13 protein-coding genes and 1 pseudogene are annotated in these 17,897 nt (G+C 72.4%); 8 read left to right on the top strand and 6 right to left on the bottom strand.

Annotated features, from left to right (window positions below; translation table 11 throughout):
* Positions 1–798: 798 nt before the first annotated feature.
* Positions 799–1,749, bottom strand: coding sequence for an NAD-dependent epimerase/dehydratase family protein (locus OG928_RS36940; protein ID WP_331766364.1), 951 nt, complete (start codon positions 1,747–1,749; stop codon positions 799–801).
* A gap of 104 nt (positions 1,750–1,853) precedes the next feature.
* Here OG928_RS36940 and OG928_RS36935 point away from each other — a divergent pair, with 104 nt between their 5' ends.
* Positions 1,854–2,483, top strand: a complete 630-nt coding sequence (locus OG928_RS36935) for a TetR/AcrR family transcriptional regulator (RefSeq protein WP_331766363.1) — start codon at positions 1,854–1,856, stop codon at positions 2,481–2,483.
* 261 nt (positions 2,484–2,744) lie between these two features.
* Here the strand turns inward: OG928_RS36935 and OG928_RS36930 are convergent, their stop codons facing one another.
* Positions 2,745–4,532 carry a serine/threonine-protein kinase gene (locus OG928_RS36930; RefSeq protein WP_331766362.1) on the bottom strand — a complete coding sequence of 596 codons (1,788 nt, stop codon included), beginning with the start codon at positions 4,530–4,532 and terminating at the stop codon, positions 2,745–2,747.
* Between the two features lie 333 nt (positions 4,533–4,865).
* On the opposite strand from OG928_RS36930, the pseudogene OG928_RS36925 reads away from it, so the two are divergent.
* The 6 genes and pseudogenes from OG928_RS36925 to OG928_RS36900 all read left to right on the top strand — a co-directional run.
* Positions 4,866–5,099: pseudogene (locus tag OG928_RS36925) on the top strand (aldo/keto reductase); the annotation flags it as partial.
* Positions 5,100–5,339: 240 nt separating this feature from the next.
* A complete protein-coding gene (locus tag OG928_RS36920; protein ID WP_331766361.1) occupies positions 5,340–5,750 on the top strand; it encodes a hypothetical protein in 411 nt (136 codons plus the stop codon).
* A gap of 278 nt (positions 5,751–6,028) precedes the next feature.
* On the top strand, positions 6,029–7,219 hold the full coding sequence (locus OG928_RS36915) for a hypothetical protein (RefSeq protein ID WP_331766360.1): 1,191 nt from the start codon (positions 6,029–6,031) through the stop codon (positions 7,217–7,219).
* Positions 7,216–9,408: a caspase family protein gene (locus OG928_RS36910; RefSeq protein WP_331766359.1), complete on the top strand. Its 2,193-nt coding sequence runs from the start codon at positions 7,216–7,218 to the stop codon at positions 9,406–9,408. Before OG928_RS36915 ends, OG928_RS36910 begins: the two co-directional genes overlap by 4 nt.
* Positions 9,405–10,349 (top strand): ATP-binding protein, encoded by a 945-nt coding sequence (locus OG928_RS36905; RefSeq protein ID WP_331766358.1) that lies wholly within the window; start codon positions 9,405–9,407, stop codon positions 10,347–10,349. The genes OG928_RS36910 and OG928_RS36905 overlap by 4 nt, the downstream gene beginning before the upstream one ends.
* Before the next feature lie 52 nt (positions 10,350–10,401).
* Positions 10,402–12,858 carry a Scr1 family TA system antitoxin-like transcriptional regulator gene (locus tag OG928_RS36900; protein ID WP_331766357.1) on the top strand — a complete coding sequence of 819 codons (2,457 nt, stop codon included), beginning with the start codon at positions 10,402–10,404 and terminating at the stop codon, positions 12,856–12,858.
* Positions 12,859–13,419: 561 nt separating this feature from the next.
* Here the strand turns inward: OG928_RS36900 and OG928_RS36895 are convergent.
* Together OG928_RS36895 and OG928_RS36890 are read right to left on the bottom strand one after the other, a co-directional pair.
* Positions 13,420–13,968, bottom strand: coding sequence for a GNAT family N-acetyltransferase (locus OG928_RS36895; RefSeq protein ID WP_331766356.1), 549 nt, complete (start codon positions 13,966–13,968; stop codon positions 13,420–13,422).
* A gap of 255 nt (positions 13,969–14,223) precedes the next feature.
* Positions 14,224–14,967 (bottom strand): hypothetical protein, encoded by a 744-nt coding sequence (locus OG928_RS36890; protein ID WP_406291555.1) that lies wholly within the window; start codon positions 14,965–14,967, stop codon positions 14,224–14,226.
* Positions 14,968–15,976: 1,009 nt separating this feature from the next.
* On the opposite strand from OG928_RS36890, the gene OG928_RS36885 reads away from it, so the two are divergent.
* A complete protein-coding gene (locus OG928_RS36885) occupies positions 15,977–16,183 on the top strand; it encodes a DUF6229 family protein (protein WP_406291554.1) in 207 nt (68 codons plus the stop codon).
* A 174-nt stretch (positions 16,184–16,357) separates the two neighbouring features.
* Here the strand turns inward: OG928_RS36885 and OG928_RS36880 are convergent, their stop codons facing one another.
* Both OG928_RS36880 and OG928_RS36875 read right to left on the bottom strand, forming a co-directional pair.
* Positions 16,358–17,011, bottom strand: a complete 654-nt coding sequence (locus OG928_RS36880; protein WP_331766353.1) for a hypothetical protein — start codon at positions 17,009–17,011, stop codon at positions 16,358–16,360.
* Positions 17,012–17,062: 51 nt separating this feature from the next.
* Positions 17,063–17,896, bottom strand: a complete 834-nt coding sequence (locus tag OG928_RS36875; protein ID WP_331766352.1) for an ABC transporter ATP-binding protein — start codon at positions 17,894–17,896, stop codon at positions 17,063–17,065.
* Position 17,897: the final 1 nt, after the last annotated feature.

The following is a 17,897-nucleotide window of genomic DNA, read 5'->3' as shown; positions in this document are numbered from 1 at the left end:
GTGGGCAGGCGAGGGCGAGGTCCGGCGCACGGCGATGCCGCAACGGCCGCCGGCGCGACCCGGAGAGCTTCCCTGGGACGACGAACTCACGTCCCTGGGAAGGCTTTTCGAGTGAGCGTGGGCAAGCCGCAGCGGGCATCGCGTACCGAGCGCGCCCGTGCCGGGACCGGCGCGGTGACCCGCGCGGGAACCCGTGAGCGCGCACGGCCGACCGACGTGCCGGGACGCGGCGCCCGGGACAGGTGTGTTCCGGGGCGAGCCGAGCATCGGCAGCGGTGATCTACATGCGCCGGCCGGAGCCGGGACAGGATGAGATTGGCCGGGCCCGGTTCATCCGGGCGGCCTTCGGGTCGGCTGGGCGACGGTTGCCCGTCGCGTGCCGGTGGGCGGGTCGACGATTGTCGACCGGCTCACCGGGAGCGGCTCAACCGCTGCGCGACCCGGACCGATCGGGCCAACGGCCCTTCCACGGCTCCCTGTTCGTCGTCGAATGAGCGCTCCGCGGGCGGCTGCCGAACGCGTAGCGCCGTTCACCGATCCGCTTGAACGTCACATCCATGCGCCCAACCTAGGTCCCAACCGGCCCCCGGTCACCCGATTTTCCGAGGGCACCGACCCGAGAGCACATCCTCGATCGGGTCATCGCTCCCCTGTACTTGCGGGCGGTCTTCTCCATCTCGGGCACGGACGCCGCCTTCCGCCCGTGCCCCGGCGCTCGAACTCCCCGACGGGTCGGCCCGAGGATCCCTTCGTTCGGCCGACCCGCGAGGCTCCGGTGACGGGTGCCTCCCTCGGCGGTCAGTCCTCCAGGGTGGTGCGGAACCAGGCGAGGGTGGCGGCGATGGCCTTCGCGTGGGGTGTGGCGGGGAGCGGGCCGAAGGTGTCGGTGAACGCGGTGGCGTCGCTGACGAAGGGGCGGTCGCGCTGGTACCAGGTCTCGCCGAGGGCCCGGACGATCGGGTTCACCAGGCCGAGAGCGCGCTGCATGGTGCGGCTGACGGAGGCCGACTTGTCGGGTCGACCCAGTTCCGCGAACACCAGGTGCAGGAACTCTCGCCCTGTCAGGGGTTCGGCCGCGGGGATGTGCCAGGCCCGGCCGTCCGCCCGCGCGTCCTCGCCCAGGATCACCAGACCCTTGGCGAAGTCGGGCAGGTAGTTGAGCGTGTGCGGCTGGTCGAGCGACCCCACCCAGCGTGCGACCTTGCCCTGGAGGGCCGCGGCGAACACGGTGGCGCCCACCGTGGTGTTCACGCCGCCGGGACCGTAGTAGTCGGACGCCCGGCCGAGCGCGACGCGCAGTTCGCCGGCCTCGTGGGCGGCCAGCAGCGACCGTGCCATCTCGGCGCGAACGCGGCTGTTCGGGTTGCGCGCGGCGTAGGGCATGTCCTCGGTCATGGGCGTGGTCACCGGGCCGTACATGTACAGGTTGTCCGCGAGCACCAGCTTGGCTCCCGCGGCCGCCGCGCCCTTGCGGATGGCCTCGGTCAGCGCGGGGAACTCGCTCACCCAGCGGTTGTACGCCGGCGCGGCGCAGTGGTACACGACGGCGGCGCCGGCGCAGGCCGCCGCGGCGCCGTCGGGCGCGGTGACGTCGCTCGACAGCACCTCCACGCCGTCGGGCACGCTGAGACCGCCGGTGCGGTTGACCGCCCGTACACGGTGCCCCCGTGCGGCGAGTTCCTTGACGACGGCGCTGCCGACGGCGCCACGGGCACCGAGGACGACGTGCAGATCGGATCCAGCGGACACGAGGACTCCCGAGGTGGTCCTCCCTGTGGCTCGCGGCCTGGTCCGGGGAGGAAGGCGTTTTTGATTACGCTGTTATGAAACAGCGTTGCGTTATGATTGTCAACATGGGACGACCACGTGTGCGCGATTACGACGAACTCCGCCGAGAACTGCTCGACGCGGCCGGGCGGCTGCTGGCGGAGGAGGGGCCGCAGGCCCTGAGTACCCGGCGCGTCGCGCAGGAGGTCGGCACGTCGACGACCGCCGTGTACAACCTCTTCGACGACAAGGCGGGTCTGGTCCGGGCGATGTTCCTGGAGGGGTTCGCCCGATTGGCCCAGGAGTTCGCCGGCGTGCCCACCGACGGCGACCCCGAAGCCGACCTGATGGCGCTCGGCTACGCCTACCGGGCCGCCGCACGCGCCAATCCGCACCTGTACGACCTGATGTTCGGCCGCCCACTGGCGGACTTCCGGCCCATCGAGGCGGACCTGGTCCTGATCCAGGGCACGTTCGAGACCCTGGTCCACGCCGTGGCCCGCTGCGTGGCGGCCGGCCGCTTCGGCCCGGCCGACCCGTACGACATCGCGGTCCACCTCAACGCCCTGGTGCACGGCCTGGCAAGCCTGGAACTACGAGGCGCCCTGGGCGACCCCGAGCAGGCCGACCGCCACTGGCACAACGGCCTGCACGCCACCTTCCGAGGCCACCACCCACCGGCCGCGGCCGCCGATCCGTCCGGCCCCATCTCCTGACACCGCCACACCGCCGTAACCCCGGCACCGGCGGACCTCTCGCCCGCCGCGGGATTGAAGACAGGCCCTACTGCCCGGGCACGGTGCCTTCGGGGATCTCGGCGTCCTTCGCCTTGTCGCCCGTGGTCAGCAGGTGATCGTAGCCGGCGCTGCTCCACACCAAGTGGCATCAGGCGCCGGCTCGGCGGGCGGCCTTCGGGGACGGGTTCCTGAGCCGGTTGGATGCCGGGGCGCATCCGGCCGTGTCGACCCGGCCTCGCGTCAAGACCCCTTGCCGGACTTGGGCTTCCACTGCGTGGCGACGGTGGTGAACGTCCGCAGCCCCTGGCCGCCCTTCGCCTCCTGGATGTCGGTCATCCACACCAGCACCACGGTCTTTTGGCTCGTCTCGACGCAGAACCCCATGCCGGGCGACACGATGCTCGAATTGAGCGCGGCGAGGGGCAGCGACTCGGGAAGGCTCGCGACGCGCGCGGCGGCGCGACACTCCTCGGCGGTCGCCTCGGGCTTGTCGACGAGGCCGGCGACGGCTTCTCTGTCCAGGAACCGCAACTCGGCCATGATGGGGCGATCCTCGTCGCTGCCCGCGTCCGTGTGGCACGCCATGTACTTGAGCGTGGCGGGCGGCCGCACCTCGGTGTTCGGGACGTCCGGCTGCGAGTTCGCGACGGACAGGTTCTCCAGGTCGATGCGGGTTGCCTTGCCTCCGTTGCAGATGTCCTGGTCGAGGAACGAGAGGGGAGGTACGGCAGGTGCGGTGATCACCAATCGGACTTTCGACTTCGTCAACTTCAGGCCGTCGCCGGCGCCGCCGCCATTCTCGGCTCCGGGGCTCCCGGCCCCGTCCTTGTCCCCGTCTTTGCCGACCAGCGGCGGGATGACCAGTACTCCCGCGACGGCCACCGCCACCACGGCGGCTGCGGCCACGGCGATGCGGGCCCACGGTCGGCGGCGGGTTCCACCGTCGGGGGCGGGGTGCGGCGGTGCGAGCGGCGGGCCGGGTGGGGCGGCCACCGGGGCCGGGGGTGCCATGACGGCGTCCAGGCCGACGGTCGGCGGTTGCGCCGGTCGCATCGGTGGCGGCGATGGCGACGGCATGGGTGGCGGTGGGATCGGCTGGCCGGCCGCGGCCCCGTACGCCTCCTGTTCGCCGCTTGCCGCCGGCGGGGCGACCTCGCGCTTCGCGATGTCCGCGGCAATGCCCGCCGGCAGCCAACCCGTTCCGCGCACGAGCGCGGTCACCCCGGCACCGCGCCTGCACCCTTCGATCACGTCCGCGAGCGAAGACCGGTCGGTGGGCTCCTTGGCCAGGCACGGTTCGAGGACGTTTCGCAGCGGCGCCGGGCACGTGCTCAGGTCCGGGGCCTCGCTGACGATCCGGAACATCAGGGCCTGCGCGTGGCCCTGCCCGAAGGGATGGTCGCCGGTCGCGGCGTAGTGGCCCACCAGCGCGAGCGAGAACACGTCGCTCGCGAAACCGACCGGCTTGCCCAGCACTTGCTCCGGCGACATGAACGCGGGCGTACCGATCACGACGTCGGAGCCGGTGAGCGCGGTGGTGTCCGCCGCGCGGGCGATGCCGAAGTCGATGACGCGCGGGCCGTCCGAGGCCAACAGCACATTGGACGGCTTGAGATCCCGGTGGATGACGCCCGCGGCGTGGACGGACTGAAGCGCCTCGGCGACACCGGCGATCAGCAGCAGCACCGACTCGACGGGCAGCGGTCCGTGCACGCGGACGGCTTCCGACAGCGGGGGCCCCGCGACGTACGCCCCCGCGAGCCACGGCAGCGGACCGTTGGTGTTGCTGTCGAGCACCGGCGCCGTGTACGGCCCGTGCACGCGCCGCGCGGCCTGGACCTCGCGCTCGAACCGCCTGCGGAACTCGGGGTCTTGCGCCAGGTCGGACCGTACGACCTTGAGGGCGACAGGCTGCCCGCCGCGCGTGTGGGACAGGTAGACGCTGCCCATTCCGCCCTGGCCGAGCCTGCCCCGTAGCCGGTACCCGGCGACCTCGCGAGGGTCGTCGGGACGCAACGGCTCGATCATGCGCAGTCCCCCGTTCAACCGAACTCGACTCCGGCCGGGTGGGATTGACGGCGGATCGAGGACGGACACCGATTGTGGACACCGGCACCCGACGGCCCACCGTTATCAGAAAGCGGCGGAGCGCGAGCGACCTCCAGAGGCCGGTGGCGGCCTCCACGGTAGCGCCGAGCGAGGCCGGGAATTCGAGCGCCCCGCCGGGACGGCCACACGGAGGACCCAATCCCGCCCCGGCTCTTCGAGCGAACGCGCGGACGGTGCCCGGCCGGTCAGGGGATCGTCCGGAGCGCGATCCGAACGACCGGGTGACGGACGGCGCGTCGCGGCGGCGGTCGGCCGGTCGACGTCGACCGGCGGGGAACCGGAAGAGCGTCTGTTTTATCGCTTTTTTGGGGCTCGGAGATCGGGGCGACGGTGAACCAGGTGGTGCCGGCCTGGCAGATCGGCGGCAGCCTGCCGATCCTCCCGCCGGCCGGCGCGTCCTCGGTGGCCCAACTGGAGGAGAACCTGGCCGCGGTGGACCTGGAACTGACGCAGGACCAGCGGGCCAGGGTGGACGCGGTGCGCTAGGTGTATTCACCCGCGTCGGGGGACGGGTCCCGGTACCCAGGACCCAGTGGCATCCGGGGCCTGCCCGGGCAGATTCGGGCCCGTCGGCCCGGGTGCCCGGGACGCCGGTGCCTCCAGAGTGATCACACGACGCCCCGCCGGCCGCGACCACGCTTCCCGGTCCGGGCCACCGACCGACGCGAGGACGCCCCGCATCGGTCGTACGGCGAGGCGGTGTTCGACCCACTGGAGGGGACCCCCATGACGCGTTTCACGTTCGCCACCCTCGCGGGCGTCATCTCGCCGCCGCTGCTGTTCGCGCTACCGCCCGGAGCACACCTGCCCGCCGACATCGTCCTGTCCCCGACCATCGCGGCCGTCGCCGAGGGCGAGACCCCGGGTTGCAACACGTTGAGCAACGGAAAGCTGTGCCTGGCCATCGACGGTGGTACCGCGACGGTGCGCTACACCAAGTCCCGCGGTGACCGCGTCCTGATCCGCCTGCGTCTCGACGGCGGCGGCACCCGCGACCCGGGCGCCCTCACGGTTGTCGACGCCGGCGTCTCGACCACCCATGTCGCCGCCTTCCCGTGCGGCACGTCCGTGGTCGGACGACTGGACATCGAAGGCGACCGGCACTTCCGGATCGGCCCACACAAGACCTGCACCTGACCGCCGTCCGCCGGCCGGTCGCCCGCTTCGTCTTCGCGGTTTCGCCCGCCGCGCCCGCCCCGCCCCGGACCCGGGTCCGGACCACCGGCACCGATCCAACGAGCCCTGCCCGCACACGAGTTCGGCGCCCGTGGGGTGTCGACGTCCGACCCCGCGCCCGCGCCCCACGCGCACGGGCACCGGCGGCGACGGTCCTTCGCCGAAGCGCCGAATCCCCGACCTGTTCGCGGTCCCGCCCCTACGATGGAACGGTTGGGCGGACAGCGGAGGGGGACCGCGTGGCGAGTGTCGTCTTCGTGCATGGCACCGGAGTTCGCAAGGAGGGATACGAGGCCCTGCTTCGCCTCGTGCGCGCGCGGCTCACGCGGCTGCGACCGGACCTCGACGTGCTGCCGTGCCTGTGGGGGGAGGAACACGGCGCGCGATTGCACCACGGTGGAGCCTCGGTGCCCGAGCGGGTGACACGAGCGGGTGAGCGGAGCCCGTCCGCCGAGGACGCGGACGCGATCTGGGCCCTCTTGGACGCGGATCCGCTGGCCGAGCTGAGCGCCCTGGCGCGGTTCGGGGCCAAACCCCGCGCCTACCGACCCGCACGCAGGCCACCGGGGGACCGGCTCGCCGACGAGGTGCGGGCACTCACCGACCGGCCCGACGTGCTCGCGGCCGCGGAAGACGCCGGGCTCGCCGCCGACCTGCTCGCCGGCGTGGAGACGGTCGCCGACGCGGTGCCCGCCCTCGCGATCGACAACGCCGACGCCGTCACCGGCCCCGCCGCGGTCGCCCGGGCCGTGGTCGCCGCCACCCTGCGGCACGCCGACGGCCGCGCCGGCGGCGCTCTTTCGGTGGACGGGGTCGAACGCGACGCGCTCACCCGCACGATCTCGGGCGCGCTGGGCGGTTCCGGCGATCCGCGCGGCGTCATCGCCCAGGCCGGCCGGCCCCTGGCGACCTCCGCGGTGTGGTTCGCGTCGTGGCGGGTGCGCCGTGATCGAGGTCGGCTCACGGACGGCGCGGTGCCGCCGCTGGGCGACATCCTGCGCTACCAGGTGGCCGGTGACGGCGTCCGCGCGTGCGTCGCGCGCGCCGTCGAGGCCGCCCGCGACCGCGGGCCCGTGACGCTGCTCGCGCACAGCCTCGGCGGCATCGCGTGCGTGGACTGGCTCGCCGCGGCCGGGAACGCGCGGCACGGCGTGGACCTGCTGGTGACGGCCGGCTCCCAGGGGCCGTTCCTGTACGAGCTCGACGCGCTGCGGGCGCTGCGCGTCCACGAGCCCCTGCCCCGACACTTCCCGCGCTGGCTCAACGCCTACGACGTGCGCGACCCGCTCGCCTACGTCGGCGGCGAGGTCTTCGGCGACCGGGTCCAGGATCGCGAATTCCGAACCGGACAACCGCTGTTGCGAGCACACAGCGCCTATTGGGCGCATGCGCCGTTCTACGACTGGCTGGCCGAGGAGATCCCCCGGTGAGAGCGGGGAAAGTGGACCCGACGCGCACGTACGCGATCGTCGTGGCCATCGAGCGCTATCGCCATCCGGACCTCGACCTGGTCGGCCCCTACGCCGACGGCTGCCGCTTCATCGAGTGGTTGCTCGCACGCGGGGTGCCGGCCGGGCACATCACGTTCGTGGCCTCACCCGCCGACCAGGACCGGCCCGACCCGCCCATCGCCCACCGCACCCACCGCGGCGAGGAACTGTCCGACCTGTTCCTGGACACCGTCGCCGACCGCGACGCCGATCTACTGTGGGTGTTCTGGGGCGGCCACGGCGTCACCGACACCCAGGGCGCCTCGCTGCTCCTGCTGGAGGGCTCCGATCCGCACCGCCTGCGCGCTTTGCCGGTGTCCAACCTCGTGCGCACACTCCTGGGAACCTCGGACCAGGGCACGCACATCGATCGGGTGGCCGTCGTGCTCGACGCGTGCCAGACCCAGTTACGGGCCGGAGAGGGCGACCCGGTGCCGCGCCCGATCACCGGCACGGTCGAACTGGACCCCGATCGCGGCCTGTTCCTGCTCCAGGCGTGTGCCCCCGGACAGGCCGCGCACAACCCGGAGCGCTCGGGACTGTTCTCGCGGCGATTCCTCGACGAACTCGAACAGGACCCGGACGGCGGGGTGTTGCCGGATCTGAACCGCGTGTACGAGGCCCTCACCCGGCTCTTCGTCGCCGACGAGCACACCCGGACCTTCCGCTACGGACAACGCCCCGGCCGCAGCGAGCACAACTGGGACGGGCGCACCAGCTGGGACGAACACCCCTTCCACATCCCCCACGGGCCGGAGGTTCGGCGCGCCCTGACCGCCCTCGGGCACCTGCTCGCGACCACCCTGCCCGACGAGAACCACCGCGTGGTCCTCGCCGCCGCCCTGGGACGCGCCCTCGACACCTACGTGCCCGACGCCGACCCGGACGCGATCGTCACCGCCGCCGTCCAGGCCCGGCACGGCGCGACCACGCTGGTGTCCATGCTGCCCCCGGACACACCCGCGGGGGTCGTGCGCTCCATGGAGTACCTGTGTCGAACGATCCGGCCCGGCGAATACCTCACGCGCGCCGAACACTCGACGCTGATCGCGCTGCTGGAATCGTGCGCGATCGCCGACCTGGAGGGCGTGTTGCGGCGGGACCCCGTGTGCGGCCCCGGCTTCCCACCGGGCGCCTTCGGCCCGGTCGACCTCGTCGCGATCCTCGAAGGGCGCACACCCCCGGAACACGATCGCCTGGCGCACCTGCCCGTCTTCGTGGAGGCGGTCGCCCACCACACGCCCGACGCCGAGGCCGGCGCCCGGCTGCGCGCCTGGAACGATGCCCTGGCCGCTCGCCAAGACACCCGGGCGGACCTGTTGACGGCCCGGCGCGCCGACCTGGACGCCATGCGGCGCTGGGCCCGGGACGAGCGGATCTGGATCCGCCTGGAGATCGCGGCACTGGACGCGAAGGCGACCCGACCCGCGGACACCCGGTACCGGTACTCGGCCCGCGTGCGCGAGGGGGGCGACGTCACCACGGTCTCCGTGGCCGACGACGTCTACCGCCCATGGACGGGCGTCCGCTCGCGCGTCGCCGAGTTCCTCCAGGCGGTGCTGGACCGGCCGGGCACACACGCGGCCGTCGAGTGCTTCCTCGAACCGGGCCAACTCGATCTCCAGATCGAGCGCATCGCGGTCGACCGCCGAGATCGCGAACAAGTCCCGATCGGCGCCGGAACCCCGGTCGTGGTGCGCTGCCGCGAACTGCGCCGGTACCCCATCGACGCGTGGCTCTCACGTTGGCGCGAGTGCGCCCGCGACGACGCCGGCGACCACCACTGGCTGCTGCACGAGGCACGCGCCGACACCGCGCCCGGACTGCGTTCGGCCCTCGCCCAGGCGCCGGACCTGGGGTGCGTACAACTGGCGGGCGACCCGGCGCAGGTGCGCAACCACATCGCACTGTGCCTGGTCGCGGGCGTGCCCGTGGCGCTGTGGCAGCGCCACGGCACCGATCGCGACCTCGCACACCTGCGGGCGCGGATCCGCCCGCGCGACCTGCCCGAGGCGATCCGGCGGTGGCGCGCACAGGAAGACGGGCAGTCGATCGTCCTGTTGTGGGACGACCCCACGAGCGCGGACCCCACCCGAATGCTGCGCGGTCCGTCCGAAGGAGGAGCATGAACAAGGCAGCGCACGGCGACTGGGCGATCTTCCGCGGCGACGGGAGCACGCATCGGGCCGTGCTGCCCGAGGGCCCGCCGTGGCGACGCTTCGACCCCGAACGCGCCGACCCACAGCGCTACGTGATCGGCGCCGACGAGGTCGACATCGTCAACACCGCCCTGCATCTGCGCCGCCCCCTGCTGGTGACCGGGCGACCGGGCAGCGGCAAGACCACACTGGCCCACGCCATCGCCGACGAACTGCAACTGGGCCCGGTCCTGCGCTGGCCGATCAACAGCCGCAGCACCCTGGAGAGCGCGCTGTACCGCTACGACGCCGTCGCCCGATTGCACGACAGCGCGATCGCCGACATCGCCGACAAGGAGCGTCGGAGCGCGCCCGACGTGGGGCGATACGTGCGCCTGGGCCCGTTGGGCACCGCGCTCGCGCCGTGCGCGCGGGCACGCGTGTTGCTGATCGACGAACTCGACAAGAGTGACCTGGATCTGCCCAACGACCTGCTGACGGTCTTCGAGGAGGGGACCTTCGAGATTCCCGAGCTGGCCCGATTGACCGACCGCGACACGGTCTCGGTCGGCGTCTCCGGTTCCGACGAGCGGGTGCCGGTGGTCGCCGGGCGGGTGCGCTGTACCCAGTTCCCGGTGATCGTGGTCACCAGCAACGGCGAGCGGGACTTCCCGCCCGCCTTCCTGCGCCGCTGCGTGCGGCTGGACCTGCCGGACCCCGGCCCCGATCGCCTGGCCGAGATCGTCGCGGCGCGACTGGGCCCGGACGCGGTGGCCGAAGACCTGATCGAACGCTTCGTCGCGCTGCGCCACGAGGGCGAACTCGCCACCGATCAGCTCCTCAACGCGGTCCATCTGCGGCTCGCCGGGGTCGTGCTCGACGAGGATCGCCTGGCCCTGCTGTTCCGGTCGTTGGATCCCACTCGACCATGACCGCCGACTCGCTCTGGGCGGTGCTGCGCGACGCCGGCGTCGACATCGACCAGTGCCTGGACGTGCTGTGGCTGGCGCGCGTCCTGCCGCCTCGGGAAACGGCACGCCCGCACGGCGCGGGCACGGGCACCCCCGACCCGGAGCCGACCCCGGCCGACCCCGAGCCGGCCGCGAAGACGCCGCTGGCGGGCGGAACCGCCACCGGGTCGGCAGGACGGGCGGCGCGGGTCCGGCGAGGCGGCGGCCGGCCGGGCTGTACGCCTCCGAGGGAGCCCAGGGCACCGAAGGCAGGCCGGCCGTGCCCGCCGACGTGCCCGCGCCGCGGGCGATCCCGAACGCCACCGAACTGGCCCGCGCGCTCAAGCCGCTGCGCCGCACCGTGCCCTCCGTGTACACGCGCCGGCTCGACGAGGCCGCGACCGTGCGGGCGGCCGCCGACACCGGCCTGATCACCGCGGTCCTTCGCCCGGAAGTGGAACCCTGGCTCGATCTGACCCTCGTGGTCGACACCGGTTCGTCGATGGTGATCTGGAACCGACTCACCGTCGAGTTGCGACAACTCCTGCACCGACTGGGCGCGTTCCGCCGGATCAAGGTGGTCGGCCTGGACAGCGACGAGACGAGGATGGCACTGCGCACGCGCCCGTTCGCCGCCGGGGCCAGGGTGGCGCCGGAGGTCGAGGGCAGGGGTCTGACCCTGGTGCTGACCGACGGGATCGGGCCGGCCTGGCACACGGGCGCGGCCCAGCGGCTGCTCGCCCGCCGCGCCCGGGCGGGGCCGCTGGCCCTCCTGCACACGTTGCCCGCGCGGCTGTGGGACGCCACCGGCATCCGCTGCACGCGGCTGGACGTGCGGGCGCCGGGACCGGCCGCGGCCAACCGCCTGCTGAGTGTTCGGCATCCGTTCCTGCCGCCGGGCCTGGACATCGGCGACCCGAAGGGCGATGTCCCGGTACCCGTGCTGGAGTTTCCCACCGTGTCGCCCCGTCCATGGGCGGATCTGGTCGCCTCCGCGACGGAGGCGGAATCCCTGGCGGTCACGATGCTCGGGGTCGACGCCCGCCCGGCGCGGTACCCCTCCCGGCAACCGGCCACGCCCCGGGAGCGCATCCGCGAGTTCCACGAGAACGCGTCCTACGAGGCATTCCGGCTCGCCGGTCACTTCGCCGCCGTGGCGCCCCTGACGCTGCCCGTCATGCGCCTGGTCCAGCACGCCACGGTCGTCGGCGCCACACCCGCGCACCTCGCCGAGGTCTTCGCGAGTGGTCTGTTGGTCGTGCACCGACTCGGCGAGCAGGGGCCCGAAGGCACCGAGTACGCCTTCGAGTCGCAGGTGGGGGAGTTGCTCCTGGACACCCTGTCGGTGGTCGACGGGCTGCGCACCGTCGAGGGGGTCACGCGCTACCTCGCACGTCATGTCGATGTCACGCCGAGCGTGTCCGTGCTCTTGGCGGAGGGCGGAACCACGCACGTGGTCGGGCCCGACGCGCGGCCGTTCGCGATGGCCGACGCGCCCCTGATGCGCCGGCTGCGGAGCGCTGCGGCGCCGCCCCCGGAGGTCGAGGCCCCCGAGGCCGGGGCCGCTTCGGAGGTCGACCCCGACGCGACCCTGCGGACCGATCCGACGATGATCGGGCGAGCCCTGGTCAAGGAACTACGGCGGCTGCGGGAGACCCGCGGCTTCACCCAGCGCGAAGTGAGCGTCGCGATGGACTGGTCGCTCTCGAAGCTGATCCGGATCGAGACCGGAATGGTGGTCGTGACGATCTCCGACCTACGGGCGCTGCTGCGGCAGTACGGCGTTCGGGACTCGGCCCGGGTCGACGAGTATGTCGCGATGGCACGGGCGGCCAAGCGTCGTGCGTGGTGGTACCCGTACCGCAACCTGATGACGGCCGAGCTGCGAGTGCTGCTCGCGTACGAATCCGTTGCGACGCTCGTTCGCTGTTTCGAACCGCACCTGGTGCCCGAGCCGTTGCAGACCGAGGAGTACGCGCACGCGGTCCTGAACACCACCCTGCGGACGCCCGGGGCCGCTCGCGTCCGCGAAGCGGTCGAGCTGCGGCTGGCGCGCCAGGCACGGATGCTGGGACCGGACGGGCCCACGATGCGCCTCATCGTCGACGAGAGCGTGCTGCGCAGGATGGTCGGCGGCCCGGCCGTGATGCGGCGACAGCTCCGGCGGATACACGAGTACGCCCAGCGCCCCGACATCGACGTGCGCGTCATCCCCTTCTCGGCCGGCCTGTACGAGCGGCCCCGACAGGCATACCGGCTCCTGAGCGTCCCAGGCGCGCGCGGTGGCATCGCCCTGGCCATCGAGGGTCATCCCGATCCCGACGGTCTGATCCTCCGCGAGGGGGCCGAGGAGCGTGCCGACGAGCCGCAATCCGTGACGCCCGAGTCCTACCTGGAGACGTTCCGGATGCTCGAAGGACTCGCGGAGAACTTGGAGCCGCACATCCGAGGTCACGGGCGACGGTGGGACGTGGCCGTGAGGACCGAGTGAAGCGTTGTCCGAGGTGGCCGGTGACATCCTCGCCGTGGGTTTTCCGGCGTGTGCACGGACGCCGGAGTCGCGGCGGTCGGTCGGCGGTCCGTCGGTCGCGGGAGGGGACACCGTCGGAGATCTCAGGGGCGGACCGGGTCACCGGCCGTTGCCGGGACTCCGACCGCGTTCCACGCGGCCTCGGTCTTGGTCAAGACGCCGCACGTCGGGTCGAGGGCCTTGGCCGCGACAGCGTCACGCGCCGTTCCCCGGGTAGTTCGACCCACTCGGCCTGCTCGGCAGGCCGCCGACTACCGGTTGCGGCGGTGGAGGCGGAGGGCTTTGGCCATGGCGAGGGTGGCGCCGGTGGTCAGGAGTGCGCGGTGTGCGAGCGCCGCGAACAACGGCCGATCCCGCAACCGCGGTTAACCCACGGGTTACCGATGCGACGCGCCTACGGCCTCGGGGGAAATCGAGCCTCGGGTGCCTCGCCGAGGACTGCCGCCGTGTCTCGCGCCAGGCGTGCTGGGGCCGCGCCTCGTCCTCGGCGATGCCCTCACCATGTCCGCCGAGGCCGTGGAGCTACTCGGCCTGAATCGCGTCTGCCGGGACCTCGAAGACGATCGCGAACCCGTCGCGCTCGTTCCCCTTCTCGCCGACGCGCGTGAAACCGAAGCCCGCGATGGTGGCCAGGGAGGCGTTGTTGTCGGATCCGATAGTGGCCCGCACCGTCCTGACACCGGGTTCGGCGGCGGCCCTGACGAGCAGCGCCGTCAGCATGGCGCGGGCATAGCCCTGGCGGCGGTACCCGGGCACGACGGTGTAGCCGACCTCGACCACGCCGGCCTCGTCCGGCGGGCCGTGGAACCCGGCGTCGCCGACGACGGCCCCGTCCGGCTCGGACACCGCGGCCCGTGTGATCCAGGGCGCGAGGGACGGGTCCTTGGCGAGCTGGTCAGCGCGATAGCCGAAGATCCAGCGGGCCCGGTCGCAGACGAAGTGTTCGTCCAGGGCGACCCCGGCCTCGGCGCTGCCGCCGGCGAGGTCACCGTCGGCAAGCGCCCGCAGCGCCTTTGCGCTGAGCTCGACGAAGCGGACACGTTTGGGGATGGAGAGAGGTTCGTTATGCATCGCGGAGATGTTCGCCCACCGCCGGAGGGCTGTCCACCCCTTTATGGGCTCGACGGACATGGTGATCGTCCCGGTCGGGCCGTGATATACGCAGGGCCGTACGGACGCCGCTCACCTCGTGCCCACCTTGCGCCCACCTCGCGCCCACGGTCGTCGCGGTGACGGACGCCGCCGACTGCGGCAAGGCCCGAACGGTCATCGGGCCTGATGTCGAGCCGGCGGTCGTCCGCGAAACCGGGTGCTCCCGGAGTCGGTTCAGGCGGTGGGGCCGGTGAAGAGGCCACGTCCCGTCTTGGTCGCGCGTCCGGCCTTGACCAGACCCTCGGTGGAGGTACGCACGCTTTCCATCCGGCTCTTCGTCGCGATCTCACCCAGGGCCTCGGTGAGTTGCCGGACGTTCATGGGCTCGCCGGTCGCCTCCAGGAGCGCGGCGATCTCGTCCCGCAGGTGGGTCCGGACCGGACGCTCGGGTGCCGATTCGGCAACCGGCTCGGGCGCCGGCATGGGTACCGGTTCGGCCGCCGCCTTGGCGACTCGGCTCGCCTTCGCGCGCGCGGTCTTCTTCGCGGGCTTCTTGGCCGCAGGGGTCTTACGGGCGGGGGTGGCTGCTATCCCCTCCTGTTCTCCGGACGCCGGCTTCGGCTGACGCTTCTTACGGGCGGGCCGGGTGGTGGCCGCAGTGGTCTCCACCGCCGGGGCGGGTTCGACCTCCGCGACCGGCTCGATCTCCGCGACGGTTTCGGTCTCCGCGACGGGTTCGGCCTCCGCTGCCGGTTCGACCGGCGCGACATCCTCGACCGGCGCGACGGGTTCCGCTTCCGGTCGAGGCAGCGGCACGAGCGGGCGGATCAGCGCGAGGTGTTCCACCGCATTGCGGCGGGCCTCCAATTGCCGCTCGACCTCGGCCAGTTCCTCCTGTAGCAGATCCCGCCGCTCGGCGAGTACTTGGGCCTCCTCTTCCAATGACAAACGTAGTTCCGTCATCGATGACGCAACCATTCGGCGACTCCTTCTCGTGGCCGGAGGGAACTGGAAGGGCGAGGCGATCCCGTCGACCGAGTACGCGTTGCCCTTCCGGCGGGCGAGGACGTCCCACACCCGCGATGCGCCCATGATCGCCCGTCCCGGCGCGTGGCACGCACCGAAACACACTTCCGCATCCAAGCGGTACCCAGTGTGACGATCGCAGGGGGGTGGCGTCGTCGGTGAAACGACCGGGTTCGCGGGGCAGTTCCCCCAACGACAACGTCGAGCGCGGCGAACGATCCGGGGCCGGACCGGGCGCTTCGGATCGTGGCCGGGTTGGTCATTACGGACTTCCTCGGTCGACCGCCGTGGGATTGTTCCCTTCTGGGCCATCGGACGCGGCAGAGAGGGCCGGCTGATGCGGGAGCAGACCGAGATGGCGGGGCGGTACAACCTGGAACAGTTGCTGGGCCGCGGCGGGATGGGCGAGGTGTGGCGAGCGCGGGACCTGCGCCTGGGCAGGACCGTGGCGGTGAAGGTGCTGCGGGTCGACGTACTGGAAGGCGGACCGGGGCACGCGCAGGCCCTGGCCCGGTTTCACCGCGAGGGCCGGGTCATGGCGAAGGTTGTCCACGACGGCATCGCCGCCGTCTACGACGTCGGGGAACTCCTGGGCCGGCCGTTCCTCGTGTTGGAACTTCCACCTCCTCACCGGCCGCGTGGTGTTCCCGGCCGAGGGACCCGCGCGCTCTTCGCCCTGCACCTGGCCAAGCCCCCGCCCCTGGCCAGTCACGATCGACAGCTCGTTTCACCGGGACCGGGCCCTGCAATCGATCGCCGAGATATTGGCCGGGGCGAGGTGGGCGTTGTGACGAACACTCACGCAACGCACGTTCTCCGGGGGTGTTTTCCGCTGTGCCGCGGCGATACGGTGTGGGTTCCGCACCTTTGCGCTCCGGACCGGAGCCCGAGCCCCGCCCATGCACGACCGGGTCCCCGCATCGAGGGATCCGAGCATTCAGGGAAGACGAGAGGTGTCGCCATGCGTACGACATCGAACAGCATCCCCGTCGACGAGATCGTCGACGCCTGGCGCGCGGGCGCCGCATCACCCCGGGGCATGGAAAACCCGGCCGGCTCCCTCTACATCGGCGGGTCGGCGACCGAGCGGGGACTGACCGAGATCGACGTCGCCGCCCAGACCTGCGGCACCGTGTGCTCGGTCTCCCGCACCCGCATGTGCTGCTGAGGAACCCGAAGGTTCCCCGCGGCCGCCGCCGGTGACGTCGACCGGCGGACGTCGCAAGGGCGATGCCCGGCGCGACGACCGGCGGAAGGCCCGGTGGGGAACGCGGCGCGCCGGGGCGGACCGGTCAGCCCTCGTAGTACTCGTTCCCTTCCCCCTCGCGCGTCGGCGGTCGGGTCAGGGGCAGCCGTTGGTCAGGAGCAGGTGGCACACGCGACCGCGGAGGAACGCCGTCGCGGTGTCGCCCGCGCCGCCGTCGAAGTAGTGGAGCGGCTCGGGATTCGTGTCGGTGAAGTACTCGGAGCTGTACAGGAAGTCCGGTCGGATCGTGACGAACGTCCATCCGGCGTGCTCGTCGGCGGGTTCCACGGCCGGTTCCACAATGGGTCCCGGAGTGTGTTCTCCGGCGTGTTCGCCAAGCAGCGCGCGCAGGAACGCGGCGACGAGTTCGTCGGCGTCGGCAGGATCCCGAAACCGGCCGTACGGGCTGTACGCCTCGGTCAGCATGCACCGCAACCGGGGGGCGAGCCCGGCCGCGTCGAGGGGCTCGACGGCGAGCCGGGCGCCCGCGCGCGCGACCGGGTCGAGCACGGGCTCGTCGCCGGGCCAATCGGACAGGTTCCACCAGTCGCGCCGCTGATCGGCGGTGACCAGCATGTCGCGGAACAGGTCGTCGTGGACGAAGGCGCTCAGGACCGCGCACGGATCGCCGACGGGTTCGTCGGTGCGCACCGTGAGCAGGAACGAGTTGCTGTTCATGACCTTGTCGAGTGCGTCGAGAAACGCGGACACGGCGGGGAGGTCGCCGTAGTCGTCGAGCAGTGAACGCATCCGTGCAGCCTAGTGAGTTGCCCCACGCGGCGCGCGCCGCCTCCCGCCGGGTCAGCGGTTCTGGGTGTTCGCCTCTCGGCGGCCGCCGAGCGGGACCACCAGCGGCCCGCCGCCGACCGGGCATTCGATCACCGCGGTTCGCAGTCCGAAGACGTCGTGCACGAGTTCGGGCGTGACGATGTCGGCCGGTGCTCCCTCTGCGACCACCCGGCCGTCGCGCATGGCCACGAGGTGGTCGGCGTAGCGGCAGGCGTGGTTGAGCTCGTGCAGCACCATCACGACGGTGCGGCCGTCGGTGCGATTGAGCTCGGCGACCAGTTCCAGGACGTCGACCTGGTAGGCGAGATCGAGGTAGGTGGTCGGCTCGTCGAGCAGCAGCACCGAGGTCTCCTGCGCGAGGGCCATCGCGATCCACACGCGTTGGCGCTGCCCACCGGAGAGTTCGTCGATGGAGCGCTCGGCGAGGGCGGCGACGCCGGTTGCCGAAAGCGCCGCGTCGACGATCGCGTCGTCCGCGCTCGACCATTGCCGCCACCAGCGTTGGTGCGGCGTGCGGCCGCGGGCGACCAGGTCTCGTACGGTGATGCCCTCGGGGGCGGTGGGGGTCTGCGGCAACAGGGCCAGGCGCAGCGCGAGTTCGCGGCCGGGCAGGGTGGCGATGTCCTCGCCGTCCAGGTGGACGGCGCCGGCCGTGGGCTTGAGCAGTCGGGCCAGGGCGCGCAACGCGGTCGATTTGCCGCACGCGTTGGGGCCCACCAGCGCGGTCACCTTGCCGGCGGGTATGTGCAGGTCCAGGCCGTCGGCGACGACGCGGTCGCGGTAGCCCAGGCGCAGGCCGCGGCCCTCCAGTGCCTGTGGCGCGCGTGCGTCGGACGTGGTGGTCACG

It is taken from the genome of Embleya sp. NBC_00896 (genome assembly GCF_045207785.1).
In the GTDB taxonomy this organism is placed as follows: Bacteria; Actinomycetota; Actinomycetes; order Streptomycetales; family Streptomycetaceae; genus Embleya.
Note: the sequence above shows the minus strand (reverse complement) of the source record. Positions and strands in the feature narration are given on the sequence as shown.